Origin of the sequence: Streptomyces sp. JHA26, from assembly GCF_002005565.1 — a bacterium.
Lineage (GTDB): Bacteria > Actinomycetota > Actinomycetes > Streptomycetales > Streptomycetaceae > Streptomyces.
Map to the genome: position 1 here is coordinate 1 of NZ_BDJC01000071.1, position 24,432 is coordinate 24,432.

Below are 24,432 nucleotides of genomic sequence, written 5' to 3' on the forward strand. Positions count from 1 at the left end.
ATCGAGCTGCTTCTGGACCCGGGTTCCTTCCGTGAGGTCGAGCAGTTGCGCCGGCACCGGGCGAGCGGGTTCGGCCTGGAGGCCAAGAGGCCGTACACCGACGGTGTGGTCACCGGCTGGGGGACGGTGGAGGGCCGGACGGTCTTCGTCTACGCGCACGACTTCCGGATCTTCGGCGGTGCGCTGGGCGAGGCCCACGCCACGAAGATCCACAAGATCATGGACATGGCCATCGCGGCCGGTGCGCCGCTGGTGTCGCTGAACGACGGGGCGGGCGCGCGCATCCAGGAGGGCGTGTCCGCGCTCGCGGGCTACGGCGGCATCTTCCAGCGCAACACCAGGGCCTCCGGGGTCATCCCGCAGATCAGCGTGATGCTCGGGCCGTGCGCGGGCGGTGCGGCCTACAGCCCGGCGCTGACGGACTTCGTGTTCATGGTCCGCGACACCTCGCAGATGTTCATCACCGGCCCCGACGTGGTCAAGGCGGTCACCGGCGAGGAGATCACCCAGAACGGGCTGGGCGGCGCCGACGTGCACGCCGAGACCTCCGGCGTCGCGCACTTCGCCTACGACGACGAGGAGACCTGCCTCGCCGAGGTGCGCTACCTCCTGTCGCTGCTGCCGCAGAACAACCGGGCCTTCCCGCCCTGTGTGCCGTGCACCGACCCCCAGAGCAGGCGGTCCGAGGTCCTGCTGGACCTGGTGCCGGCCGACGGCAACCGGCCCTACGACATGGCCAAGGTGATCGAGGAGATCGTCGACGACGGCGAGTACCTCGAGGTCCACGAGCGCTGGGCCCGCAACATCATCTGCGCGCTGGCCCGCCTGGGCGGCCAGGTCGTCGGCATCGTCGCCAACCAGCCGCAGGCCCTGGCCGGCGTGCTGGACATCGAGGCCAGCGAGAAGGCCGCCCGCTTCGTGCAGATGTGCGACGCCTTCAACATCCCCATCCTGACCCTGCTGGACGTCCCCGGGTTCCTGCCGGGCGTCGACCAGGAGCACGGCGGCATCATCCGCCACGGCGCCAAGCTGCTGTACGCGTACTGCAACGCCACCGTGCCGCGGATCTCGCTCATCCTGCGCAAGGCCTACGGCGGCGCCTACATCGTCATGGACTCCCAGTCCATCGGCGCCGACCTCACCTACGCCTGGCCCACCAACGAGATCGCCGTGATGGGCGCCGAGGGCGCCGCCAACGTCATCTTCCGCCGCCAGATCGCCGAGTCCGACGACCCGGACGCCACACGGGAGCGCATGGTCAAGGAGTACAAGGCCGAGCTGATGCACCCCTACTACGCGGCAGAACGCGGCCTCGTGGACGACGTCATCGACCCCGCCGAGACCCGCGAGGTCCTCATCCGGTCCCTGGCGATGCTCCGCACCAAGCAGGCCGACGTGCCCTCCCGCAAGCACGGCAACCCACCCCAGTGACGGAGCAGTAGATGGCCAAGCAGGAACGTGCGATGCGCACACGCGAAGCTCTGATCCGGGCGGCGGCCGAATCGTTCGACCAGGACGGTTTCACGGTCGCCTCGCTCACCCGGATCAGTTCGCGGGCCGGGGTGAGCAGCGGCGCACTGCACTTCCACTTCGCCAGCAAGGCGGCGCTGGCGGACGCCGTCGAGGAGGCTGCCGCGATGGTGCTGCGGGCCATCGCGCACGACGCCGACCGTCCCGGCAGCAGCCGGCTCCAGCACCTCGTCGACGCCACGCACCGGCTCGCCGAGGCCCTGCGCGACGACGTGGTGCTGCGCGCGGGGTTCGAGCTGAGCGGCGAGACCGCCCGGGTGCCGCGCACCGACCTGCGGTTGTCCTGGCGCGACCGGGTCGAGCGGCAGGTGCGGCGCTGCGAGGAGACCGGTGAGCTGCGCGCCGGCGTGACGGCGGGACGGGTCGTCTCCGCCGTGGTGGCGGCGACGGTGGGTTTCGAGGTGCTCGGGGTCAGGAACAGGGCGTGGCTGGCCCCGGGCACGATCGCGGAGTTCTGGCGGCTGCTGCTGCCCACGCTGGCGTCCGACGCCGTGGTCGCCCGCATCCGGCCCGAGGGGTCCGTCCGGTCTGCGGGCTAGTCCCCCGTGGGACAGACTTCACTGGACCGTCCGGTATTTTTCACCGTTCCCCGAAGAGTGACTGCGGTGCCCCGTGCATCCGGGGACAGCTGTGGGACACCCCGCCCCTGCGGGCGTACGCGCGGAGGCGGAGGTGACACGTGTTACCGGCTGTCCGGATCCGGCCGTCCGGTGGCTCTTTGTTTTCGGTGCTCAGCACCCCGTTCGAGTGAGACTCGGGGACGACCCAGCGGTTTTTCCTGTTCAGAGCCAGGATGCACGAATCTTCGTTCGATCTTCGTCTGGCTGAATATCGCCGCTCGAGCCATCCTGTGATTGTTTTGTGTTGACAAACCGACTGCGCCGTTTTTTTATCAAGGGGTTGGACGACACGCAGGGCACGGACCGCAGCGGCGGCGCGGAGGCCGAGCACCGGTCCCCGGCCTGAACTCATGGGGGGCAATATGGACATCGAAGTGCTGGGTGCGCTGTCGGTGCGCGAGAACGGGGTGTCGATCGTGCCGACGGCCCCCAAGCCCAGGCAGGTCCTGGCCCTGCTGGCCCTCCAGGCCGACCAGGTGGTCCCCGTGGCCTCGCTGGTGGAGGAACTGTGGGGGAGCAGGCCGCCCCGCAGCGCGCGCACCACGCTCCAGACGTACGTGCTCCAGCTGCGGGAGCTGCTCGCCGAGGCGCTCGCCCACGGCGAGAACGAGCGGTGCAGCCCCAAGGACATCCTCGCCACCGTCCCCGGCGGCTACCGCCTGGACACCCGGTCCGGGAGCATCGACTTCCGCGAGTTCGAGCGCCGGGCGGGCGCCGGTTACCGGGCCATGGACGCCGAGGACTATCCCGGGGCGGCCCGCCGCCTGGCCGACGCGCTGTCGCTGTGGACGGGACCGGCGCTCACCGACATCCAGGCCGGCAGCCGCATCGACATGGAGGTCAAGCGGCTGGAGGAGGCCCGGCTGTGCGTGCTCGACCAGCGCATCGAGGCCGATCTGCGGCTGGGGCGCCATCGTGAGCTGCTGCCGGAACTGACCGTGCTGGTCAACCAGCACCGGATGCACGAGAGCCTGCACGGGCAGTTCATGCTGGCGCTGCACAGATCGGGGCGGCGCGGCGAGGCGCTCGACGTCTACCAGCGGCTGCGCACCACGCTCGTCTCCGAGCTGGGCCTGGAGCCCTCCGCCGCCCTCAGCCGGCTCCAGCGTTCGATCCTCATGGCCCGCTCCGACGTCCCCCCGGCCGCGACCCCGGCCGCCCCGGCCTCCCCGGGTGCCACCGGCCGCCGGCTCGTCGCCCGTACGAACTGACCGCGCGGCGCGCCGCGCGGACGGCGTCCCGCGGCGGACCGGCCCGGAGGGCGGGGTGCGGGCGGGCCGTGGCGGGTCACGGCGCCGCCCGCAGCACCAGGGCCGAGTTGAAGCCGCCCCGGCCCCGGGCCAGCACCAGGGCCGTGCGCAGGCGGGGCAGGGGGCGGGGGCGCCCGATGACCAGGTCCAGGGTGTGTTCGGGGGCCGGGCGGGAGGTCGCCGTGGTGGGAGGGACCAGCCGGTGGCGCAGGGCCAGCAGGGCCGCCGCCACGTCCAGGGAGGAACCGCCCGCGCCCAGGCGGCCGGTCATCGACTTCGGGGCCGTCACCGGGACGCCGTAGGGGCCGAACAGGGCGCGCAGGGCCGCGCTCTCCCGGCGGTCCGCGACCGGGTCCGCCGCCGCGTCCGCGAAGACCACGTCGACCTCGTCCGCGGTCGCCCCGGCGTCGCGCAGGGCGAGTTCGGCGGCCTCCCGCAGGCGGGGCCGGTCCGGGCCGTCGAAGGTCGCCGCACAGCCGGCGACGGTTCCGTAGCCGCGCGCCCCGCGCCGGGCGGCCGACTCGGCGTCCTCCAGGACCAGCAGGGCGCCGCCCTCACCCACCACGTGGCCGTCGGCGGCCGCGTCGAACGGCCGGTAGGCGCGGGCCGGATCGGCGGTCCGGCTCATCCGGCCGTCCGCCAGGTGCGCGGCCCAGCCCCAGGGGCACAGCGTCGAGTCGACCCCGCCGGTGACCATCAGGCCCGCCCCCGCGCGCAGCCGCCGCCGCGCGCGGGCGAGGGCGTCGATGCCGCCCGCCTGCTCGCTGACGACGGTGGAGCCCGGACCGCGCAGCCCGTGCCGGATGGAGATCTGCGCGGTGCCCGCCGAGTGGAACCAGGCGGCGGACTGGTAGGCGCTGACGTACCGCGGGCCCCTGCACCACAGCGCCTCGAGCCCGCGCTGCCCGAACTCGGCACCGCCCGCCGAACTCGCGGTGATCACGCCCGCTCCGTGTTCCGGCAGCGCGGCCGGATCCACGGCCGCGTCCGCCAGGGCCTCCTCGGCGACGGCGAGGGCGATGCGCGTGACCCGGTCGGTCTCGGGCAGCAGCCTGCTCCGGACGTGCTCCTCGTCGACGAAGCCGAGCAGTTCGCCGCCGATGCGCACCGGATAGCCGGAGGCGTCGAAGCGGGTGAGGGGCCCGATGCCGCTGCGGCCCTCCAGCAGCGCCCGCCACCAGGCGCCCGTGCCCAGGCCGTTGGGCGCCGCGACCCCGATACCGGTGACCACGGCCCGCGGAGCCGGTCGCGTGCGTGCCGTCATGCCGCCGCCCTCAGCCGCGGCCGGGTGAGCACCGTGGCGCTGTGGAACCCGCCGAACCCGCTGGCCACGCTCAGCACCGTGCTGGTGCGCTGCTCCCGGGCGACCAGCGGGGTGTAGTCGAGGTCGCAGGACGGGTCGGGCTCGTGCAGGTTGGCCGTCGGCGGCACCGTGTCGTGCCGGATGGCCAGGCAACTGGCCACCAGGTCCAGGGCGCCGGCCGCGCCGAGCGCGTGCCCGATCATCGACTTGATGGAACTGACCGGGACCCGGCGGGCGTGCTCGCCCAGGCTCGCCTTGAACGCGTGCGTCTCGTGCCGGTCGTTGTGCCGGGTGCCCGCGCCGTGGGCGTTGACGTAGTCGACGTCGACCGGGTTCAGCCGTGCCTCGTCCAGCGCGGCCCGGATGGTCGCGGCCATCTCCCGCCCGTCCGGCCGCAGCCCCGTCATGTGGTGCGCGCTGCTCAGGGCGGCGAAGCCGGACAGCTCGGCGTAGGCGCGGGCGCCGCGCCTGCGCGCGTGCTCGAGCTCCTCCAGGACCACCACGGCCGCGCCCTCGCCGAGCACGAAGCCGTCCCGGGTGCGGTCGTAGGGCCGGCTGGCGGTCCACGGCTCGTCGTTGCGCGGGCTGGTGAGCCGGATACGGTCGAAGCAGGCCATGGAGATCGGCGAGATCGGCGCCTCCGCGCCACCGGCGACCACCACGTCGGCGCTGCCCTCCCGGACCAGCTCCCAGCCGTGCCCGACCGCGTCCAGGCCCGAGGTGCAGCCGCTGGACACCAGACCCACCGGGCCCTGCGCACCGCAGTCCCGCGCCACCTCGGCCGCGAGCGACGAGGGCACGAAGTAGTCGTACAGGCAGTCCGCGGCCCGGGTGTGGTCCACCGCCCAGGCCTTGCCGCAGTCGCTGAGCAGGGCGTACTGGGTGGCCAGCCCCGTGGTGCAGCCGATGGCGCTGCCCAGGCTCACCCCGCGGCGCAGCGGATCGCCCGCGCCGTCCAGTCCGCTGTCGGCGAGCGCCTCGCGGGCGCTGACGAGCGCGAACTGCGCCGCCCGGTCCAGGCGTTCGCCGTCGGCCGGGGTGAAGCCGTGCGCGGCGGGGTCGAAGTCGACCTCGGCGGCGATGCGCGAGCGGTGGGGCGAGGCGTCGAACAGGGTGATCCGGCGGGTGGCGGTACGGCCGGAGGTCAGCAGGGACCAGAAGGGGCCGGTGCCCACCGCCCCCGGGGCGACGACCCCGATCCCGGTGATCACGACGCGTCTCATCGGCCGCTGTCCGGTGCTCCGGCGCCCACCAGGTCCCGGCAGGCCCGCCCGACGAGCCGCGGCAACTGCGCGGAACCGGCGAAGAAGTGGTCCCCGGCGACGGTGTGCCGCACGATCGGGCCGCTGGCCCACTGCTGCCAGTGCCGCACCGAGTCGGGCGCCGCCAGCGGGTCGTCGCTGCCGGCGAAGACCAGCACCGGGCACCTGACGGGGCCGCCGGTGACCGGGTCCAGCGCCGCCTCGCGCAGGGACCGGGCCAGCCGCAGGTCGTCGCGGAGCACGGGCAGCACGCTGCGCCGCCACAGCCCGCCGGGGGAGGCGGTGGCGCCCTGCGGCAGCGAGCCCAGGTCCCCCAGCAGCGGCAGCAGTTCCTCGTCGGGCAGGTCGGCCGCGCCCACCAGGGCGGTCGCCACGTGCGGCGGCAGACAGGCGCCCAGCGCGAGGAACAGCGGTGCGGGCGCGCCGGCGTCGTCCAGCGCCCGGGTGAGCGTGTAGGCGACGAGCGCGCCCAGGCTGTGCCCGTACAGCGCGTACGGGCCCTCCTCGGCGGCCCTCAGCAGGGTCGGCAGCAGGTCGGCCAGCAGTCCGGCGCGGTCGGTGACCCGGGTCTCGCGGCGGCGGCTGTCGCGGCCGGGCAGCGGCAGGGCCACCACGTCGACGGCCGGTCCGACCGCCGCCGGCCAGCGCCGGTAGCTGGCCACGCCCGCCCCCGCATGGGCGAGGCAGTGCAGCCTGACCGGTCCCGCGCCCGCCTCCTCGACCTCCGTCCGGGAAGCCATCAGTCGCCCTCCTCCTGGCACGTCCTGCCCGAGTGCCGTCCTGGTGCCGGATGGCGGCAGCGCCGCGCACCGGGTGACACGAGCTAAGCAACCCCTGCTCGGGCGGCGCTCGACCCGCCGCGTACGGCGCCCCGGCGGCGAGGGCCGCCACCGCCCTTCCTAGGCGGCGTACAGGTCGAACGTCGACGTGCGGCGGGGGCCCGCGACGACGTCCAGCCGCGGGTCGACCGTCAGCATCGCCTGGTGCATCCGCTGCAGCTGCGGCGAGGGCTCGACGCCCAGCTCGTCGATCAGCCGCTGCCGGAGCCGGCGGTAGACGTCCAGCGCGGCGGCCTGCCGGCCGGAGCGGTACAGCGCCACCATCGCCTGGGAGTGCAGGCCCTCGTGCTGGGGGTGCCGGGCGATCAGGTCGGTCAGCTCGGCGATCAGCTCGACGTGCCGGCCCAGCCGCAGATCGGCGTCGATGCGGCGCTCCCGGGCGACCAGGCGGCTCTGCTCCAGCCGCATCACCTCGATCTCCAGCACCGGCCCGACGCGCACGTCGACCAGCGCGGGCCCCTCCCACAGGTCGAGCGCCTCGCGCAGCAGGGAGGCCGCGCGGGCGTCCTCGCCGTCCTCGAAGGCCTGCCGGCCCTCGGTGACCAGGCGCTCGTAGCGGAAGACGTCGACCGCCTCGGAGGGGATCTGGAGCAGGTAGCCGCCGTAGCGGGTGGCGAGCACGTCCTTGGCCGAACCCGGCACGTCCGGGCCCATGGCGGTGCCCAGCATGCGGCGCAGCTGGAGGATGTAGGTCTGGAGCGTGGTCAGGGAGCTCTGCGGCAGATCGGTGCCCCAGATCTCCTCCATGAGGGTGGGCACCGGCACGACCCGGCCGGGGTACAGGGCGAGCAGTGCCAGGACCTGGCGGGGTTTTCCCGCGGTCGGCACGATCGATATTCCGTTGACTTCGGCATTCAACGCACCCAGGACTTTTATGTTCATGATTCCCTCCGTGCCGAGATGGCGGCCGTCGGACCAGAGTGCTGATCGAGTCCTCAGATACTGTCGCTTCGCGGTTTCCCGGGGCATTTACGCGGGCCGATCACTAGGCGGGTCATAACCGTTGCAGACCGGCACCCCAGATTCGTTCGAGTATGTCTTGAGCCGCCTTCGGATCCCGGCTCTGACGGATCGCTGACGCCGGGCTGACGAAACACCCGCTCACCATCACGAAGCCGGGAAAGGGCTCCCGCCGGACGGCGGCCGCTGTTAGTTTCCGGCCATGGAGACGGAAGCGGTACGTGCGGTCCCCGCCGTCGGCGCGGACCCGTTCACCCGCGGGCTGCTGGCCCGCCTGAGGGCGTCGGCGGCCCGTGGAGGACCGGACGGGGGAGCCGGGCGGCAGGATCCGGGCAGGGACGGCTTCCTGCCGGAGCTGCCGGACGCCCGGTTGCTGGCCGTGCTCAGCGCCTATCACCGGCGCCCTTGCCGGGTGGAGTTCTCGGAGCCGGCGGGACGGGCGGCATGAAAAACCCTCGATGAATCCTCGAGGCACCGTCCGCGCGGACCTGCGGAATGCCGGTGAACACAGCATTCCGAAATGGCGGGCACTACCGTGCGCCGGGGAAGCGGTCTCGTCGAAATTCCCGGTGAGGACGAGATGGAGTTCAGGATTCTGGGTCCGGTCCAGATCTACGACGACGGCGTGGACGTGTCCGTCGTGCCCACGGGCGCCAAACAGCGGGCCCTGCTGGGCGCACTGGTGGTCAGGGCCGGGCAGGTCGTGCCCGCGGAACGGCTCGTCGACGAGCTGTGGGCCGAGCGGCCGCCGGCCCGGGCCGCCAACGCCCTGCAGGCCCATGTGGCCCGGCTGCGCCGCCTGCTGCCCCGGCCGGCGCCCGGCTCGGGTGAACCCCACGAGTGGCTGGTGACCCGGCCCCTGGGCTATGTGCTGCGCCTCGGCCGCGCCCCCACCGACGCCCAGCGCTTCCACCGCCTGGTCGCCGAGGGGCGCGCCCTGGCGGCCGCCGACCCGGGCCGCGCGGTGGAGGTGCTGCGCGAGGGACTCGCCCTGTGGCGCGGCCCCGCCCTGGAGGGCTGCGGCCGCGGCATCATCTGTTCGACGGAGGCCGCCCTGCTGGAGGAGAGCCGGCTGGTCGCCCTGGAGACGCTGTACGACGCCTGTCTGCGGGCGGGCCTGGCCCAGGAGATCACCGGCGAACTGGAGGAGCTGACGACCGCCCACCCGCTGCGGGAGCGGTTCTACGAGCTGCTGATGACCGCGCTGTACCGCAGCGGCCGGCAGGCCGAGGCGCTCGGCACGTACGAGCGGGTCCGCCGCAGGCTCGTCCACGACCTGGGCATCGAACCGGGCCCGGTGCTGCGCAGCCGGATGGAGGCGATCCTGCACCACGGGCTTCCCGCACCGTCCCCGCGCCCCGCGCCGTCCCCGCGCCCCGCGGCGCCCGGCTCCACCGTCCGGCTGCTGCCCGCCGCCGAGGGGCGTCCGGGTCCCGGGACCGGGGAGACGGTCCGGCCCCCGGGGCCGCTGCACGACGAGATCGCCTGGCTGCGGCACCGGCTGGAGCGGCTCGCCCGCGAGCAGCGGGACCTGGCCGACCGCCTCGACCGGCTCACCGCCCGCGACGTGGCGGGACTGTGACCGGGCCCGGACGGTCCGGGGCCCGTGGGGTCCGGCCCCCGGGGCCGCCGCACGACGGGACCGCCCGGCTGCGGCACCGGCCGGAGCGGCTCGCCCGCGAGCAGCGAAACCCGGCCGACCGCCCCGACCGGCTCACCGCCCGCGACGCGGCGGGCCCGGGCTCAGGCCGCGCGGACGCCGCGGGCGCCGGGGGTCCGTCGGGCCTCGCGTGCCGGTCGCCGCTCCGGTGCGGCCGGGCGCGGCGGCCGGTCCGGTTCCGCGGGCGGATCGCCGTACGCCGGGAAGCCGGGGGCGGTGTCCCCCAGCGGATGCAGCACGCCGGAGGCGGCCAGGCTGTTCCACACGCCGCGTAGGCAGGAGCACGGGAAGGACGTCTCTCGCCACCCCATGGTCGTCCCCCTCCTGCGGCGCGGGGCCCGGCGGCCGCTGCCGACGGGTGCGGCGGCCACCGTGCGCCGCCGGGGTCGAGGCGGTGCCGGGCGGCGGCGGAGCGCGGGTCGAGCGTCCGGCCGGTGCCCCGCGGGGCGGTCCGCCCGAAGGACGGCTCACCGGCGCCGACACCACCGCGTCCGGCCCCGCCGTCCCGCCGCGTTCGAGCGGGGCCCGAGTCCTCCTGGGCCGGGTCGCGAGCGGTTCCGGACAGCATCGGCGCCACGGCCGTCGGGCGGCCGGTGTCCGTCACGGGCCGGCCCGCGGGCCGCGGCGGACGGCGGCACCCGCGGGCCGGCCCGTCGGCGCCGACCGCCGCAGGAGCCGCTTCGGACGACAAGGGGTGTGAGGATGCCGGATTCGCGAGTGCACCGCGCGGCGTGTGAGGTGACCGCATCGGCCCCGGCCGGCGTGCTGTACGGGCTGATCGCCGACGCCTCCCACTGGCCGCTGTTCTTCCAGCCCTGCCTGCACGTGGAGCAGCTGGACTTCGACGGCAGCCACGAGCGGCTGCGCATGTGGGCCGCCGCGGGCGAGGGGATCGCCTCCTGGGTCTCCGGCCGCCGGCTGGACGTCGGGCGGCACCGCGTGGAGTTCCGCCAGGACGTCACCGCCGCCCCGGTGGAGTCGATGCGCGGTGTCTGGACGGTCACCTCGCTCGGCGACCGCTGCAGGGTGACCCTGGAGCACGCCTTCACCGTCACCGGGGACGACCCGGCGGACGTGGCCCGGCTGGAGCGGATCACCCACGCCAACAGCCGTGCCCAGCTGGACCGGCTGGCCTGGCTCGCCGAACGGTGGGAACGGCTGGACTCCCTGGTGCTGTCCTTCGAGGACACCGTCCGCCTCAAGGCGCCCCCCGAACTCGTCTTCGACTTCCTCTACCGGGCCGGCGACTGGCCCGGCCTGCTGCCGCACGTGCACAGCGTGCGCCTGGTGGAGGACGGCCCCGGCGTCCAGGTCATGACCATGGGCAGCGCCGCCGGTGACGGCACCGTCCACGACACCGAGTCGGTGCGCATCTGCTTCCCCGGTGCCGGCCGGATCGTCTACAAGCAGACCCGCACCGCCCCGCTGCTGGCCGCGCACACCGGCGAGTGGTCCGTCGACCCCGACGCCTCCGGCCTGGACGTCACCGCCCGGCACACCGTGCTGCTGCGCGAGGACGCCGTCGAGCGGGTCCTGGGCCCCGGCGCCACGGTCGAGGACGCCCGCCGCCGTCTGCGCGAGGAACTGGGCCGGGCCTCCCGGATCGTCCTCGACCGCGCCGCGCACCACGCCACCAGCACGGTGCGGGTCCTGTGACCGCCGCCCGGAGCACGGCGGCCGAAGCCGTACCGGCGCGCGCCGCCCACGTCACGGGCGGTGAACCGGAGCGGGCCGCCTTCCTGGAGGCGGCCCTGGGCGACCCCTTCGACCCCGGCAACCCGCACGGGCAGCTGGCGCTGCTGCGCGCCGACGACGCCCGCGCGGTGCCCGAGGCCACCGAGGCACTGCTCGCCGAGGCCGGCCTCGCCGCCGAGTTCGTCCCGCACGACCTGGGCGGCAGGCTCACCGACCTGGAACGGCTCGCCCGGGTGCTGCGCCCCGTCTTCCGCCGCGACCTGGCCCTCGGTTACGGCTTCGGCATCACCTCGCTGTTCGCCGCGTCGTCGGTGTGGACCGCGGGCGACGACGACCAGCGGCGCGCCGTCGCCCGGGTGCTGCTGGACGGCGGCCGGGTCTCGATCGTGCACCGGCAGATCGCGCACGCCAACGCCATCCTGCGCAACGAACTGGCCGCCACCCGCACCCCCGACGGCGGCTTCCTGCTCAACGGCCGCAAGGACGCCGTCATCAACGCCGACCGCACCGACGTGTTCGTCACCTACGCGCGCACCGGCGCCCAGGACGGCCCCGGCAGCCACTCGGTCCTGCTGCTCGGCCCCGAACCGCCCGCCTCGGGGCGGGTGCTCCGCTCCCGCCGCGTGGAGACCTCCGGGATGCGCGGCGCCCGCTTCTGCGGCATCGAACTCACCGACGTCGCCCTGCCCGCCTCGGCCGTCGTCGGCTCGGTGGGCGAGGGCGTCTCCCTGGCCCTGCGCAGCTTCCAGACCAGCCACTGCCTGGTGCCCGGCACGGTCGTCGCCTGCGTGGACGGCGTCCTGCGGCAGGCCGTGCGCGCGGCCACCGAGAACCGGCCCGGCGGACAGCCCGCGCGGCGTTGGCACAAGGCGCTCGCCGGGGTCTTCGCCGACCTGCTCGCCTGCGACGCCATGGCCGTGACCGGCCTGCGCGCCCTCAGCCTGGCGCCGCGGGACGCGTACGTACCGGCGGCGGCCGTGAAGTACACGATGCCGGACCTGCTGCGGGAGGACCTGGACGAGATGGCCGCCGTGCTCGGCGCCCGCGGCTACGACCGCGGCCCCCACTACGGGGGCTTCCAGAAACTCGCCCGCGACCTGCCCGTGGCGGGTCTCGGGCACTCCGGTACGGCCCTGTGCCAGGCGGTGATCGTGCCCCAGCTGTCCACGCTGGCCCGCACCGTCTGGTTCCGCGGCGCGGAGCCGCCCGCGCAGCTGTTCGCCCCCGGCGCGCCGCTGCCCGCCTTCGACCACCGCCGGCTCGCCCACTCCGGCACCGGCGACCTGCTGTCGGCGACGCTCGTCGCGGTCGCCGGACGGCTGGACGGCGCGTCCGGGCGCGATCCGCTGCACACCGCGCTCGCCCGGCTCGCGCGGACCTTCGTCGAGGAGCTGCGGGTGCTGCGCGCCCGGTGCGCGGCGCTGCCCGGCGCGGACGGCGCCGCCTTCGATCCGCAGGCCTGCGTCCTGGCCGACCGCTACGCCCTGGTGCTGGCCGCCGCCGCGTGCCTGGGGGTGTGGGAGAACCGGGCCGCCGCCGGCGACGGCTTCCTCGCCGACCCGGCCTGGGCGGTGGTCGCGCTCGGCCGCCTGGCCCGGAGACTCGGCGCCCCGGTGCCGGACGTGCCCGCCGAGGCGCAGGCCTCGGTGCTGGCCGAGGTGCTGAAGCGGTGCCGTACGGGACACAGCTACGACCTATACGCGACGCAGCTGGCCGGCTGAGGCACGCGCGGCGGGCCGTCGCGCGTGCGGGCGCGACGGCGACGACACGGAGGGAGAGGACGATGAAACCGGTCAGATGTGCCCTGCCCCTTCACGTGCCGCGGCCGGCCGGTCCCTGGCACGGCGTCCGGGAGGACCTGGCGCAGCTCGGCAACGCGCTGGTGTACACGACGTGGACCGAGTGGCTGCCCAGCGTGCTGACCGAGCCCCGCCTGCGGGAGCTGCTGGGGGCCGACTGGAACCGCTACCGCCGCACCCCCGACGCCGCCGTGCGCCACCGGTTCGCCGCCGCGCGGCTGCTGATCAAGCACACGGCCGCCGCCGCCCTGAAGACCCCGCCCGAGTACCTCGACCTGGGCTACCGGCTGGGCGGGCGACCCTATCTGCGCGGCTTCGACCAGATCGAGGTGAGCCTGTCCCACACCGGCGACGTGATGGCCGTGGGGCTCAGCCGCACCGGACGGATCGGGGTGGACGTGGAGTTCGCCGACCGGTTCGTGCGGCTGGACCTGCTGCAGGCCCGCATCCTGACGCCCGCCGAGGCCGCCGAGGTCGACGGGCTGCCCGAGGACGAGCGGGCCGCGTACCTGCTGCGGCTGTGGACGCTGAAGGAGGCCTACAGCAAGGCACTCGGCCAGGGACTGCGGCTCGGCTTCAAGGAGTTCGGCTTCAGCCGCGGGGGCCGGCTGCAGGCCCCCGACGGAAGTGCCGCCACGCGCGGCGAGTGGGGGTTCGCCACGCACTCGGTGCTGGACCGCTACCTGCTCAGCGTGGCCTGCCACGACGCGGGGCTCAGCACGGCGGGCGACATGTCCGTGCAGACCATGCTCGACAAGGGGTTCCTGTCCGCGATGACCCGGGGCGCGCCGGACCCGCCCCCCTGAGGCGGACCCGGCGCCGACGGGCCCTCTCCGGCGGTTCTGTGGCGGATGTGGAGCCGTGTCAGGGCGGTGTCAGGCCGGTGACGGGGGTCTCCTGAACGATGTGCCCGGGAGCAGCGCGTCCGTCGGGCGTGCGCCCCCGGGCCCGCGGTGAGCCGCGGCCCGACCGGCAGCAGGCACGCGGACGCGACAGGAGGCGCCGATGGCGAGGCCGAGCCGCCCACGTCGCCGGCGGGGACCCGACCGCCGGACGGCCGGCGCCGCCCACGGGCCCACGCAGCAGCGGCCGACCGTACCGGTGACGTGGCAGCAGTACGACGTCCTGCTCGACTCCCTGGCGCACCGGCACACCGGCCGGCACGTCGAGCAGGTGACGTGGGACTGGCGGGGCCCGCTGGACACCGAACGCTTCGTCTGCGCCTGGCAGTCCGTCATGGACCGCGAGGCGGTGCTGCGGACCGCCGTCGACTGGCAGCCCGACCCCCGCGTCCTGCCGCCCGGTCCCCGCATCGTGCTGCACGACCACGCGCGCGCCGACGTCGTACGCCACCGCGCGGGCAGCGTCGACTGGGACGACCTGCTCGAACGCGACCGGCTGCGCGGTTTCGACCTGCGCCGCCCGGCCCCGCTGCGCCTGACCCTCCTCGACCTGTCCGGCGAGGGCGCCGCCCGGTCGGCGGGACCGCCGGCCACGCGGGTGCTGCTCACCTTCCACCACGCGCTGCTGGACGCCTGGAGCGCGTTCGTGCTGATGGACGAGTTCGGTCGCGCCTACCTGGCCGGCGGCGTGCTGCCCGGCGGGGAGCGCAGGCCCGACATCCGGGACCGGGCCCGCTGGCTGGAACGCCAGGACCCGGCGCCGGCCCGGGACTTCTTCACCCGGACGCTGCCGCCGGGACGCCCCGTGCTGCTGCCCGCCCTGCCCGGCCCCGAGACGCGGCAGAGCGGCTGCGGCCGGGCCGAGGCCCGTCTGAGCGCCGCCGAGACCGGACGGCTGCGCCGCTGGGCCGGCACCCGGGCGGTGTCCGACTCCAGCGTGCTGCACGCGGTGTGGGCGCTGCTGCTGTACCGGGCGGCCGGCACCGGCGGACCGGTGACGGTCGGTTTCGGTGTCACCGCCTCGGGGCGCGGCATCGCCCTGGACGCCGTCGAACGGCTGGTGGGGCCGATGCGCACCTGCCTGCCCATGACCGTCGAGGTCGATCCCGCCCACCGGCTGGCGCACCTGCTGGCCACGCTGCGCGACCGGGCACTGGACATGGCCGCCTACGAGTGGACCTGCGCCGGGCAGGTGCAGCAGTGGACCGGCGGCAGGGCCGGCAGGCTGCTGGACAGCCTGGTGTCCGTCGAGGCGGTCCCGCGCCCGCCGGCCGAGCTGCGGGCCGGGCTGTCGGCCGCCGGCATCCGCTTCGAGCGGCAGCGGGCCGGCGGCGCGCACACCGTCTTCCCCGTCGCCCTGCTCGCCCGTCACCTCGCCGACGGCTCGCTGGCCCTGGCCGCCCTGTACGACCGGGCCCGTCTCTCCGACGCCGACGCGGACCTGCTCGTGGCCCACTGCACCCGCCTGCTGCGCCATCTGCCCGGCACCGCGCAGAGCGCGACCGTCGCCGACGTGCTGGCCGTCCTCGGTGAGGACCGGGCACCGCACATGGCTCCGGGGCGGCGCCGCGAGCGGTTCGCCGAATGGCTCCGGCCGCATTCCACGGGCGGACCGCCCACCGTCGAGGGAACCGCGAGAGAACGTTGACACCCTGGGGCGATCGACGCGAAGGAGGTGCCCATGTACGACGGCGAGACGGGGATCCTGGAGGCCGGCGCGGCCGAGTTCGGGCCGGTGCCGGTGATCTGCGCGCCGCCGCTGCGGCTGGCCGGTGCGGACGACGACGACGAGGACACGATCGTCCGCGGCATCGACTGACCCTGCGGGGACACGGGCCGCCCTCCTTCCGGCCCGCCGGGCCCCGCGCCCCCGCGGCCCCTTCCGCTCTCTCGACGTTCCCGGTCGAAGTTCATGATCGACGTTCCCGAGGACATAAGGACGAAAGACGATGTCTCTGCCCGATCAGCACCCGGCCGCCGTGGCGGTGTCCGCCTCCCTGGAGGCGTTCCTCACCGACACGCAGCACGTCGCCGCCCTCACCACGATCCGGCCCGACGGGTCGCCGCACGTGGCGCCGGTGCGGTTCACGTGGGAGGCGTCCAGCGGTCTCGCGCGGGTGATGACGGTCGCCTCGTCCCGCAAGGCCCGCAATCTGCTGGCCGCGCCCGGCGGCCGGGTGGCCCTGTGCCAGGTGGACGGGTTCGCCTGGGCCACCCTGGAAGGCACCGGCACCGTCGTGCGCGACCCGGACCGGGTGGCGCGGGGGGCGAAGCTGTACGCCCGGCGGTACTGGTCCACACCGCCCAGCCCGCCCGGGCGGGTGGTCATCGAGATCGCCGTGGACCGGGTGCTCAGCCTCAACACGTGAGCGCCCTGCGGCTCCCGGCCCGTGACGGGCGGGAGCCGCAGGGCCGGGAACCGCAGGGCCGGCGGGAGCCGGGCGGCCCGGGCGGCCGTCGACGGCGTCACCGTCCTCGGCCCGGCCGCCCGGTCCTCACGCCGCCGGTGCGGGGGAGCCGTCCGCCCACAGCAGCCGGAAGGCCAGCTCCGACAGCCGCCAGCCCCGGTCGGTGCGGCGCGCCTCGCCGGTGACGAACGTGCCGGTGGCGAACAGCGGGGGCAGCTCGCCCAGCGGAGGGGTGTGCCGCGCGTGGTGCACGTGCGTGGAGACCAGGTTGGCGCGCAGCGTGGCCCGGTCGCCGTCCAGCACCACCACCGGGGCGGAACCCAGGTGCTGCGTGGCCGCGAACGCCGACAGCGCCGTGCCGTGGTACTCGGCCATGCCGGCGCGTCCCTGGTGCCGGCTCATCGGGAAGGCGACGACCGCGTCCTCGGTGAACAGTCCGTCCGCCCAGGCGTCGTCGAGCCTGTCGTCGGTGTCGTCGAGCGAGACGAGGTAGCGGTTCAGCAGCGCCGCGACCGCGGCGCGGGACTCCTCCGGGGACGTCGCCGAAGTGGTTGCAGATTCATCGATGCTGCGGGTGTAGGTCATACCTGATAATTCCACCCTCCGCTCTCGGTCCGGCAACCTTCCTGACAAAGATCTGACATTCCCGAGGTTTCTCTGGCATTCGTTGTCGAAGTCCTGTACCAAACGCTATTTACGGCCGTCCGCAGCCCTCGCAATACTGGCCGGACACCAGTGGGGAGAGGGCCAAATGAACGACTTCGACGCTGACGTCATCGTGGTGGGAGCCGGTCCCACCGGACTTATGCTCGCGGGTGAATTGAGGCTCAATGGAGTCTCGGTCACCGTGCTCGACAAATTGAGCGAGCCCATGCGGCAGTCCAGGGCTCTGGGATTTTCGGCGCGCACCATCGAGGAATTCGCCCAGCGGGGCCTCATGGCCCGATTCGGCGAGGTCGGCGTCATTCCCGTCGGCCACTTCGGCGGCGTGGGCCTGGACTACCAGGTGATCGAGGGAGGCTCGTACGGCGCCCGCGGCATCCCGCAGGCCCGCACCGAGGCCGTCCTCGGCGACTGGGCACGGGAACTGGGCGCCGAGGTGCGCCGCGGGGCCGAGGTCACCGGCCTGGAGACGGCCGAGGACGCGGTGACCGTCACCGCCCGCACCGCGGACGGCGACGTCCGGCTGCGCGCCCGCTACGTGGTGGGCTGCGACGGCGCCCGCAGCACCGTGCGCACCCTCGCGGGGATCGACTTCCCCGGCACCGAGCCGACCATCGAGCTGCGCTTCGCGGACGTGGCCGGCGTCCCGCTGCGCCCGCGGTTCAGCGGCGAGCGGGTGCCGGACGGCATGGTCATGGTGATGCCGCTCGGCCCGGACCGCAGCCGCGTCATCTACTTCGACCGCACCGAGCCGCTGCGCACCGACCCGGACCCGATCACCTTCGAGGAGGTCGCCGCGACCTTCCGGCGGCTGTCCGGCGAGGACATCAGCGGCGCCACCCCGCTGTGGGTCAGCTCCACCACCGACGTCAGCCGGCAGGCCGTCGCCTACCGCAAGGGCCGCGTCCTGCTGGCCGGCGACGCCGCCCACATCCACCTGCCGATCGGGGCGCAGGGCATGAGCGCGGGCGTCCAGGACGCCGTCAACCTGGGCTGGAAGCTGGCGCTGGAGGTCAAGGGCCTGGCCCCCGAGGGCCTGCTCGACACCTACCACGACGAACGGCACCCGGTCGGCGCCCGCATCCTGACCAACACCCTCGCCCAGCGCACCCTCTACCTCGGCGGCGACGAGATCGCCCCGCTGCGCGAGGTGTTCGGCGAGCTCGTCGAGAACTACGAGTCCGTGCGGCGCCTGCTGGCGGGCATGGTCACCGGCCTGGACATCCGCCACGACGTCGGCGAGGGCGACCACCCGCTGCTCGGCCGGCGGCTGCCGGAGCGCGAGCTGGTCGTCGACGGCGAGAAGATCTCCAGCTTCACGCTCCAGCACACCGGCCGCCCGGTGCTGCTCGAACTCGGCGGCGACCACGGGCTGCGCGCGGCGGCCGCGGGCTGGGCCGACCGGGTCGACCTGGTGGCCGCCGACTTCGACTGCGAGGCGCCCGTCGACGGCATCCTCGTCCGTCCCGACGGCTATGTCGCCTGGGTCGCGCCCACCGGGGCCGGCGCCGACGGCCTGGCCGCCGCCCTCACCCGCTGGTTCGGCCCCGCCGCCTGAACCCGTTCAGCCGGAACCCGTTCCGTACCGTCACCAGGAAGCGAAGGAAACCCATGCCCACCGTCTCCGTCGAGGACAACCACCTCACCGTGCTCAACCTGTTCACCACCGACGCGCCCGAGAAGCAGGACTCGCTCATCCAGGAGATGACGAAGATCGTCAACGCGGCGGCGTACGAGGGCTGGATGTCCAGCACCGTGCACGCCGGCGTCGACAGCCCCGGCACCGCCAACTTCATCCAGTGGCGCAGCGGCGAGGACCTCGAGAAGCGCTACCAGGGCGAGGAGTTCAAGCACCGCACCCTGCCGGTCTTCGGTGAGATCACCACCTCCATCCGGCTGCTGCAGAACGAGATCGCCTACACCCTGACCCCCGACGGCCCGGGCAGCGAGGTGACGATCTGCCCCAACCGCGGCAACTACACCGTCATCGCCGTCCACAAGGTCGCGCAGGGCGACCAGGACGAGCTGGTCGACGCCCTCGGCCCCGGCCAGGCGGGCATCGTCGACGCCCCCGGCTTCCGCGGGCACATCGTCCTCAAGGGCCTGCGCGCCCGCGGTCTGGAGGGCTCCTTCGTCGTCTCCTACTCGCAGTGGGAGAGCAAGGAGGCCTACGACGCCCACCGGGACCTGCCCGAGGAGAAGTGGCCGGAGGGCCGCAGCAAGGCCCACGCCCGCATCACCGCGGTCACCACCGAGGTCGACGTCAACACCTACCAGGTCGTCCTCACCCGCGCCGCCGGCGACGAGTGAACCGGCGTGCCGCCCGCCGGCACGCCCCACGGTTCCCCGGGCGCCCGGTCCTCTCGCGGGGCCGGGCGCCCGTCGCACCCGGCCGACCGTCCGTCCGTGGACGCGGCTCAGGCCGGCCTCAGGCGATGTGCGGGCCGGGCCCTACCGCCGGGCCGCACCGTCGACACGGAGGGGCCCGGCCCGCCGGCCGCCCGGCCGCCCCGCCCGCTACGCGAAATCTCCCATGCAACGCCGAGGAGCTGAACCTCTATGCACAGCACGTTGATTGTCGCCCGGATGGCCGAGGCCTCGAGCAACGACGTGGCGCGGCTGTTCGCCGACTTCGACGCGACCGACATGCCCCACCGCATGGGAACACGGCGCCGCCAGCTGTTCTCCTACCGGGGCCTGTACTTCCACCTCCAGGACTTCGACGAGGACAACGGCGGCGCACTGATCGAGGCCGCCAAGACCGACCCGCGCTTCATCGGGATCAGCGAGGACCTCAAGCCCTTCATCGAGGCGTACGACCCGAAGACCTGGCGCTCGCCGGCCGACGCCATGGCCACCCGGTTCTACGACTGGGAGGCGTCCGCGTGAACCGGCGACGCGTCGTCATCACCGGGATCGAGGTGATCGCCCCCGGCGGTGTCGGCCGGGACAGGTTCTGGGACCTGCTGAGCAACGGCCGTACCGCCACCCGGGGCATCACGTTCTTCGACCCCTCCCCGTTCCGCTCGAAGGTGGCCGCCGAGGCCGACTTCGACCCCTACGAGCACGGCCTGACGCCCCAGGAGGTGCGCCGGCTGGACCGGGCCGCCCAGTTCGCGGTCGTCGCCTCGCGCGGCGCCGTCGCCGACAGCGGCATCGACCTGGGCGCCCTCGACCCGCACCGCGTCGGGGTCACCGTGGGCAGCGCGGTCGGCGCGACGATGGGCCTGGACGAGGAGTACCGCGTCGTCAGCGACGGCGGCCGCCTCGACGTCGTGGACCACACCTACGCCGTCCCGCACCTGTACGGGCACATGGTGCCCAGCTCGTTCGCCGCCGAGGTCGCCTGGGCGGTCGGCGCCGAGGGCCCGAGCACCGTGGTCTCCACCGGCTGCACCTCCGGCATCGACTCCGTCGGCTACGCCGTGGAGCTGGTCCGCGAGGGCTCGGCGGACGTGGTGATCGCCGGTTCCTCCGACGCGCCGATCTCGCCGATCACCATGGCCTGCTTCGACGCGATCAAGGCGACCACCCCCCGTCACGACGAACCGCAGTGCGCCTCCCGCCCCTTCGACGCCACCCGCAACGGGTTCGTCCTCGGGGAGGGCACCGCCTTCTTCGTCCTGGAGGAGCTGGAGAGCGCCCGCAGGCGCGGCGCGCACGTCTACGCCGAGATCGCCGGGTACGCCACCCGCTCCAACGCCTACCACATGACGGGTCTCAGGCCCGACGGCGTGGAGATGGCCGAGGCGATCGAACGGGCCATGGACGAGGCCCGGCTGAACCCGGAGTCGATCGACTACATCAACGCCCACGGTTCCGGCACCAAGCAGAACGACCGGCACGAGACCGCCGCGTTCAAGCGGAGCCTGGGCGAACACGCCTACCGCACCCCGGTCAGCTCCATCAAGTCGATGGTCGGGCACTCCCTGGGCGCGATCGGTTCCATCGAGATCGCCGCGTCCGCGCTGGCCATGGAGTACGACGTGGTCCCGCCCACGGCCAACCTGCACACCCCGGACCCGGAGTGCGACCTCGACTACGTGCCCGTCGTCGCCCGTGACCAGCTCGTCGACACCGTCCTGACCGTGGGCAGCGGGTTCGGCGGCTTCCAGAGCGCCATGGTGCTCGCCAGCGCGGAAAGGAGCCTCGTATGACCGCCTCGGTGGTGGTGACCGGCCTGGGCGTCGCGGCACCCAACGGACTGGGCACGCAGGACTACTGGTCGGCGACGCTGGGCGGCAAGCACGGCATCGGCCGCATCACCCGCTTCGACCCGTCCGCCTACCCGGCCCGGCTGGCCGGCGAGGTTCCCGGCTTCGTCGCCGAGGACCACCTGAGCAGCCGGCTGCTGCCGCAGACCGACCGGGTCACCCGGCTGGCGCTGGTCGCCGCCGACTGGGCCCTGAAGGACGCCGGCGCCGACCCCGGGGAACTGCCGGAGTTCGACATGGGCGTCATCACGGCGTCCGCCGCCGGCGGCTTCGAGTTCGGCCAGGGCGAGCTGCAGAACCTGTGGAGCCGCGGCAGCCAGTACGTCTCCGCCTACCAGTCCTTCGCCTGGTTCTACGCCGTCAACAGCGGCCAGATCTCCATCCGCAACGGCATGAAGGGCCCCTCCGGGGTCGTCGTCAGCGAGGGCGCGGGCGGCCTGGACGCCGTCGCGCAGGCCCGGCGGCAGATCCGCAAGGGCACCGCCCTGATCGTCACCGGTGCGGTCGACGCCTCGATCTGCCCCTGGGGCTGGGTCGCCCAGCTGACCACCGGCAAGCTGTCCACCAGCGACGAGCCGACCCGCGCCTACCTGCCCTTCGACCGGGACGCGCGCGGTTACGTGCCCGGCGAGGGCGGCGCCATCCTCATCGCCGAGGACGCCGGGGCGGCCCGCGCCCGCGGCGCCCGCGTCTACGGCGAGATCGCCGGCTACGGCGCCACGATCGACCCGCGCCCGGGCAGCGGACGCGAGCCGGGCCTGCGCAAGGCCGTCGAGGTCGCCCTCGCCGACGCCGGGGCGGACGCCGCCGACGTCGACGTGGTCTTCGCCGACGGCGCCGGCGACCCGGCCGGCGACCTCGTCGAGGCACAGGCGATCAGCGCCGTCTTCGGGGACCGCGGGGTGCCGGTGACGGTGCCGAAGAGCATGACCGGGCGCCTGTACTCGGGCGCCGCCCCGCTGGACCTCGCGGCGGCCTTCCTGTCGATCCGCGACGGGGTGATCCCCCCGACCGTGCACACCGATCCGTGCCCGGACTACCCGCTCGACCTGGTCCTCGCCGACCCCCGCCCGGCGCCCGTGCGCACCGCGCTCGTCCTGGCCCGCGGCAGCGGCGGCTTCAACTCCGCGATGGTCGTGCGCGCCGTCTAGCGCACCCCGTCACCGCACGACCCGTCACCGCACGACCCGTCACCGCACGATCCGTCACCGCACGATCCGTCACCGCACGATCCGTCACCGCACACCCGCACCACAGACGAAAGGACCCCGGCATGTCCACCAAGCTGTTCACCCTGGAGGACCTCAAGCGCATCCTGCGGGAGGCCGCGGGGGTGGCCGAGGGCGTCGACCTCGACGGCGACATCCTCGACACCGAGTTCGAAGTGATCGGCTACGAGTCGCTCGCGCTGCTGGAGGCCGGGGGCCTCATCGAGCGCGAGTACGGCATCTCCCTGGACGAGGAGGCCGTCAGCGAGGCCAACACGCCGCGCTCCTTCATCGACGTCGTCAACGCGCAGCTCGCGCCGGCCCAGGCCGCCTGAAGGAGGACGCCCGACATGACCGGCAACAGCACCGCCAGGGTCGCCCTCGTCACCGGTGCCACCAGCGGCATCGGCCTGGCCTCGGCCCGCCTGCTGGCCTCCACCGGACACCGCGTCTTCATCGGCGCGCGCAGCGCCGACAACGTCGCCGCCACCGTCAAGGACCTCCAGGCCGAGGGCCTGGAGGTGGACGGCACGGTCGTCGACGTGCGCGACACCGCCTCCGTCGACTCCTTCGTGCAGGCCGCCGTCGACCGCTTCGGCACCGTCGACGTGCTGGTCAACAACGCCGGCCGGTCCGGTGGCGGGGTGACCGCCGACCTCACCGACGAGCTGTGGGAGGACGTGGTGGAGACCAACCTCACCAGCGTCTTCAGGGTGACCCGGGCGGTCCTCAACACCGGCGGCATGCGGCACAAGGACCGCGGCCGCATCATCAACATCGCCTCCACGGCCGGCAAGCAGGGCGTCGTCCTCGGCGCCCCCTACTCGGCCTCCAAGCACGGCGTCGTCGGCTTCACCAAGGCCCTCGGCAACGAGCTGGCCCCCACCGGCATCACCGTCAACGCGGTCTGCCCGGGCTACGTCGAGACCCCGATGGCCCAGCGCGTGCGCCAGGGCTACGCGGCCGCCTACGACACCTCCGAGGACGCCATCCTCGAGAAGTTCCAGGCCAAGATCCCGCTCGGCCGCTACTCCACGCCCGAGGAGGTCGCGGGCCTCGTCGGCTACCTGGCCTCCGACACCGCCGCCTCCATCACCGCGCAGGCCCTCAACGTCTGCGGCGGCCTGGGCAACTTCTGACCTCCGCCCCACCGACACCCTCCGAGGAGAACCTCATGACGACGCGTGAGGTCGAGCACGAGATCACCATCGACGCCCCGGCCACCGCGGTCTACGAGCTGCTCGCGGACGTGACCAACTGGCCGCGGATCTTCCCGCCCACCATCCACGTCGACCGGCTCGAGGAGCAGGGCGACGAGGAGCACATCCGGATCTGGGCCACCGCCAACGGCGCCCCCAAGAACTGGACCTCGCGCCGGACCCTGGACGCCGCCGGGCTGACCATCACCTTCCGCCAGCAGATCCCGGCGCCGCCCGTCAAGCACATGGGCGGCACCTGGATCATCGAGCCGCTCGGCGAGGCCACCTCCCGGGTGCGGCTGCTGCACGACTACAGCGCCGTCGGCGACGACCCGCACGACCTGCTGTGGATCGAGCGGGCCGTGGACAGGAACAGCACCTCCGAGCTGGCGGCGCTCAAGGAGAACGTCGAGCGCGTGCACGCCGCCGACACCGAGGAGCTGACCTTCTCCTTCACCGACACCGTGCGGATCGACGGCAGCGCCAAGGACGTCTTCGACTTCATCAACGAGGCCGACCGGTGGGCCGAGCGGCTGCCGCACGTGGCCGTCGTGCGCCTCACCGAGGACACGCCGGGCCTGCAGGAACTGGAGATGGACACCCGCGCCAAGGACGGCTCGGTGCACACCACCAAGTCGTACCGCGTCGTCTTCCCGCACCACAAGATCGCCTACAAGCAGATCACGCTGCCCGCGCTGATGACCCTGCACACCGGCGAGTGGACGTTCACCGAGACCGAGGACGGCACCGTCGCCTCCTCCCAGCACACCGTCACCCTCAACACCGACAACATCGCGCGCATCCTCGGCGCCGACGCCACCGTCGCCGACGCCCGCGCGTACGTGCACACGGCGCTGTCCACCAACAGCAGCGCCACGCTGGCCCACGCCAAGGCCTACGCCGAGCAGAAGAAGGCCTGA

At 74.0% G+C, this 24,432-nt stretch carries 25 protein-coding genes; 19 read left to right on the top strand and 6 right to left on the bottom strand.

Annotation, left to right across the window (positions count from 1 at the left end; genetic code table 11):
* The 3 genes from JHAT_RS29710 to JHAT_RS29720 all read left to right on the top strand — a co-directional run.
* Positions 1-1,431 (top strand): acyl-CoA carboxylase subunit beta (locus JHAT_RS29710; RefSeq protein ID WP_077801378.1); only part of this gene is annotated, 1,431 nt, incomplete at its 5' end.
* A gap of 32 nt (positions 1,432-1,463) precedes the next feature.
* A complete protein-coding gene (locus JHAT_RS29715) occupies positions 1,464-2,069 on the top strand; it encodes a ScbR family autoregulator-binding transcription factor (protein WP_253195653.1) in 606 nt (201 codons plus the stop codon).
* Positions 2,070-2,512: 443 nt separating this feature from the next.
* A complete protein-coding gene (locus JHAT_RS29720) occupies positions 2,513-3,361 on the top strand; it encodes an AfsR/SARP family transcriptional regulator (protein ID WP_077801380.1) in 849 nt (282 codons plus the stop codon).
* 76 nt (positions 3,362-3,437) lie between these two features.
* Here JHAT_RS29720 and JHAT_RS29725 read toward each other — a convergent pair whose 3' ends face one another.
* The 4 genes from JHAT_RS29725 to JHAT_RS29740 all read right to left on the bottom strand — a co-directional run bounded on the left by JHAT_RS29725 (position 3,438) and on the right by JHAT_RS29740 (position 7,686).
* Positions 3,438-4,664: a beta-ketoacyl synthase N-terminal-like domain-containing protein gene (locus tag JHAT_RS29725; RefSeq protein WP_077801381.1), complete on the bottom strand. Its 1,227-nt coding sequence runs from the start codon at positions 4,662-4,664 to the stop codon at positions 3,438-3,440.
* Positions 4,661-5,926, bottom strand: a complete 1,266-nt coding sequence (locus tag JHAT_RS29730) for a beta-ketoacyl synthase (protein WP_077801382.1) — start codon at positions 5,924-5,926, stop codon at positions 4,661-4,663. The genes JHAT_RS29725 and JHAT_RS29730 overlap by 4 nt, the downstream gene beginning before the upstream one ends.
* Entirely contained in the window at positions 5,923-6,705 is a 783-nt protein-coding gene (locus tag JHAT_RS29735; RefSeq protein WP_077801383.1) for a thioesterase II family protein, read from the bottom strand. Before JHAT_RS29735 ends, JHAT_RS29730 begins: the two co-directional genes overlap by 4 nt.
* Positions 6,706-6,864: 159 nt before the next feature.
* A complete protein-coding gene (locus JHAT_RS29740; RefSeq protein WP_077801384.1) occupies positions 6,865-7,686 on the bottom strand; it encodes an AfsR/SARP family transcriptional regulator in 822 nt (273 codons plus the stop codon).
* 280 nt (positions 7,687-7,966) lie between these two features.
* On the opposite strand from JHAT_RS29740, the gene JHAT_RS29745 reads away from it, so the two are divergent.
* Both JHAT_RS29745 and JHAT_RS29750 read left to right on the top strand, forming a co-directional pair.
* Positions 7,967-8,212: a hypothetical protein gene (locus JHAT_RS29745; RefSeq protein ID WP_077801385.1), complete on the top strand. Its 246-nt coding sequence runs from the start codon at positions 7,967-7,969 to the stop codon at positions 8,210-8,212.
* 72 nt (positions 8,213-8,284) lie between these two features.
* Positions 8,285-9,346, top strand: a complete 1,062-nt coding sequence (locus JHAT_RS29750) for an AfsR/SARP family transcriptional regulator (protein WP_253195654.1) — start codon at positions 8,285-8,287, stop codon at positions 9,344-9,346.
* A 161-nt stretch (positions 9,347-9,507) separates the two neighbouring features.
* On the opposite strand, the gene JHAT_RS29755 is transcribed toward JHAT_RS29750, so the two are convergent.
* Positions 9,508-9,735: a hypothetical protein gene (locus JHAT_RS29755; protein WP_143660537.1), complete on the bottom strand. Its 228-nt coding sequence runs from the start codon at positions 9,733-9,735 to the stop codon at positions 9,508-9,510.
* Between the two features lie 391 nt (positions 9,736-10,126).
* On the opposite strand from JHAT_RS29755, the gene JHAT_RS29760 reads away from it, so the two are divergent.
* The 6 genes from JHAT_RS29760 (at position 10,127) to JHAT_RS29780 (ending at position 16,189) form a co-directional block, all read left to right on the top strand.
* A complete protein-coding gene (locus JHAT_RS29760; protein ID WP_077801388.1) occupies positions 10,127-11,080 on the top strand; it encodes an aromatase/cyclase in 954 nt (317 codons plus the stop codon).
* Positions 11,077-12,840 carry an acyl-CoA dehydrogenase family protein gene (locus JHAT_RS29765; protein WP_107482059.1) on the top strand — a complete coding sequence of 588 codons (1,764 nt, stop codon included), beginning with the start codon at positions 11,077-11,079 and terminating at the stop codon, positions 12,838-12,840. The genes JHAT_RS29760 and JHAT_RS29765 overlap by 4 nt, the downstream gene beginning before the upstream one ends.
* Positions 12,841-12,902: 62 nt before the next feature.
* Positions 12,903-13,724, top strand: a complete 822-nt coding sequence (locus tag JHAT_RS29770) for a 4'-phosphopantetheinyl transferase superfamily protein (protein ID WP_077801389.1) — start codon at positions 12,903-12,905, stop codon at positions 13,722-13,724.
* A 295-nt stretch (positions 13,725-14,019) separates the two neighbouring features.
* Positions 14,020-15,468: a condensation domain-containing protein gene (locus JHAT_RS29775; RefSeq protein WP_171991124.1), complete on the top strand. Its 1,449-nt coding sequence runs from the start codon at positions 14,020-14,022 to the stop codon at positions 15,466-15,468.
* Between the two features lie 33 nt (positions 15,469-15,501).
* Complete coding sequence (locus JHAT_RS34795; RefSeq protein WP_171991125.1) at positions 15,502-15,639, top strand: hypothetical protein; 138 nt, start codon at positions 15,502-15,504, stop codon at positions 15,637-15,639.
* A gap of 130 nt (positions 15,640-15,769) precedes the next feature.
* A complete protein-coding gene (locus tag JHAT_RS29780) occupies positions 15,770-16,189 on the top strand; it encodes a pyridoxamine 5'-phosphate oxidase family protein (protein WP_077801391.1) in 420 nt (139 codons plus the stop codon).
* Positions 16,190-16,315: 126 nt separating this feature from the next.
* Here JHAT_RS29780 and JHAT_RS29785 read toward each other — a convergent pair whose 3' ends face one another.
* Positions 16,316-16,813: a nuclear transport factor 2 family protein gene (locus tag JHAT_RS29785; protein WP_077801392.1), complete on the bottom strand. Its 498-nt coding sequence runs from the start codon at positions 16,811-16,813 to the stop codon at positions 16,316-16,318.
* Between the two features lie 166 nt (positions 16,814-16,979).
* On the opposite strand from JHAT_RS29785, the gene JHAT_RS29790 reads away from it, so the two are divergent.
* From JHAT_RS29790 to JHAT_RS29825, 8 genes are all read left to right on the top strand, one after another.
* Positions 16,980-18,449 carry an FAD-dependent monooxygenase gene (locus tag JHAT_RS29790; RefSeq protein ID WP_077801393.1) on the top strand — a complete coding sequence of 490 codons (1,470 nt, stop codon included), beginning with the start codon at positions 16,980-16,982 and terminating at the stop codon, positions 18,447-18,449.
* Between the two features lie 53 nt (positions 18,450-18,502).
* The gene (locus tag JHAT_RS29795) at positions 18,503-19,201 is read left to right on the top strand and encodes an antibiotic biosynthesis monooxygenase (protein ID WP_077801394.1); all 699 of its coding nucleotides are present in this window, start codon (positions 18,503-18,505) and stop codon (positions 19,199-19,201) included.
* 249 nt (positions 19,202-19,450) lie between these two features.
* Positions 19,451-19,780: a TcmI family type II polyketide cyclase gene (locus tag JHAT_RS29800; RefSeq protein ID WP_077801395.1), complete on the top strand. Its 330-nt coding sequence runs from the start codon at positions 19,451-19,453 to the stop codon at positions 19,778-19,780.
* The gene (locus tag JHAT_RS29805; protein WP_077801396.1) at positions 19,777-21,048 is read left to right on the top strand and encodes a beta-ketoacyl synthase; all 1,272 of its coding nucleotides are present in this window, start codon (positions 19,777-19,779) and stop codon (positions 21,046-21,048) included. Before JHAT_RS29800 ends, JHAT_RS29805 begins: the two co-directional genes overlap by 4 nt.
* The gene (locus JHAT_RS29810; RefSeq protein ID WP_077801397.1) at positions 21,045-22,256 is read left to right on the top strand and encodes a ketosynthase chain-length factor; all 1,212 of its coding nucleotides are present in this window, start codon (positions 21,045-21,047) and stop codon (positions 22,254-22,256) included. Before JHAT_RS29805 ends, JHAT_RS29810 begins: the two co-directional genes overlap by 4 nt.
* Before the next feature lie 122 nt (positions 22,257-22,378).
* Positions 22,379-22,648, top strand: a complete 270-nt coding sequence (locus JHAT_RS29815) for an acyl carrier protein (RefSeq protein ID WP_077801398.1) — start codon at positions 22,379-22,381, stop codon at positions 22,646-22,648.
* A 15-nt stretch (positions 22,649-22,663) separates the two neighbouring features.
* Positions 22,664-23,452, top strand: coding sequence for a 3-oxoacyl-ACP reductase FabG (gene fabG / locus JHAT_RS29820; protein ID WP_077801399.1), 789 nt, complete (start codon positions 22,664-22,666; stop codon positions 23,450-23,452).
* Positions 23,453-23,487: 35 nt separating this feature from the next.
* A complete protein-coding gene (locus JHAT_RS29825) occupies positions 23,488-24,432 on the top strand; it encodes an aromatase/cyclase (protein ID WP_077801400.1) in 945 nt (314 codons plus the stop codon).